A 1,383-nucleotide genomic window follows, 5' to 3' on the forward strand; every position below is an offset into this window, starting at 1 on the left:
AACACGAAGTGGTTGATGCCATGCTTCCAAGAAAAGCTTCTAAGCTTCAGATAACCAGGAACCGTACCCCAAACCGACACAGGTGGTTGGGTAGAGAATACCAAGGCGCTTGAGAGAACTCGGGTGAAGGAACTAGGCAAAATGGCACCGTAACTTCGGGAGAAGGTGCGCCGGTGAGGGTGAAGGACTTGCTCCGTAAGCCCACGCCGGTCGAAGATACCAGGCCGCTGCGACTGTTTATTAAAAACACAGCACTCTGCAAACACGAAAGTGGACGTATAGGGTGTGACGCCTGCCCGGTGCCGGAAGGTTAATTGATGGGGTTAGCTAACGCGAAGCTCTTGATCGAAGCCCCGGTAAACGGCGGCCGTAACTATAACGGTCCTAAGGTAGCGAAATTCCTTGTCGGGTAAGTTCCGACCTGCACGAATGGCGTAACGATGGCGGCGCTGTCTCCACCCGAGACTCAGTGAAATTGAAATCGCTGTGAAGATGCAGTGTATCCGCGGCTAGACGGAAAGACCCCGTGAACCTTTACTATAGCTTTGCACTGGACTTTGAATTTGCTTGTGTAGGATAGGTGGGAGGCTTTGAAGCGTGGACGCCAGTTCGCGTGGAGCCATCCTTGAAATACCACCCTGGCAACTTTGAGGTTCTAACTCAGGTCCGTTATCCGGATCGAGGACAGTGTATGGTGGGTAGTTTGACTGGGGCGGTCTCCTCCTAAAGAGTAACGGAGGAGTACGAAGGTGCGCTCAGACCGGTCGGAAATCGGTCGTAGAGTATAAAGGCAAAAGCGCGCTTGACTGCGAGACAGACACGTCGAGCAGGTACGAAAGTAGGTCTTAGTGATCCGGTGGTTCTGTATGGAAGGGCCATCGCTCAACGGATAAAAGGTACTCCGGGGATAACAGGCTGATACCGCCCAAGAGTTCATATCGACGGCGGTGTTTGGCACCTCGATGTCGGCTCATCACATCCTGGGGCTGAAGCCGGTCCCAAGGGTATGGCTGTTCGCCATTTAAAGTGGTACGCGAGCTGGGTTTAGAACGTCGTGAGACAGTTCGGTCCCTATCTGCCGTGGACGTTTGAGATTTGAGAGGGGCTGCTCCTAGTACGAGAGGACCGGAGTGGACGAACCTCTGGTGTTCCGGTTGTCACGCCAGTGGCATTGCCGGGTAGCTATGTTCGGAAAAGATAACCGCTGAAAGCATCTAAGCGGGAAACTTGCCTCAAGATGAGATCTCACTGGGACCTTGAGTCCCCTGAAGGGCCGTCGAAGACTACGACGTTGATAGGTTGGGTGTGTAAGCGCTGTGAGGCGTTGAGCTAACCAATACTAATTGCCCGTGAGGCTTGACCATATAACACCCAAGCAATTTG

Annotated in this window: 1 rRNA gene (running past one end of the window); it reads left to right on the forward strand. The window is 53.2% G+C overall.

Features of this window, described 5'->3' with window-relative positions:
- Positions 1 to 1,364 (forward strand): 23S ribosomal RNA (locus AC3WN7_RS28545); it begins 1,569 nt to the left of the window's first position.
- Positions 1,365 to 1,383 lie beyond the last annotated feature (19 nt).

The organism is Pseudomonas sp. FW305-70 (assembly GCF_058783925.1).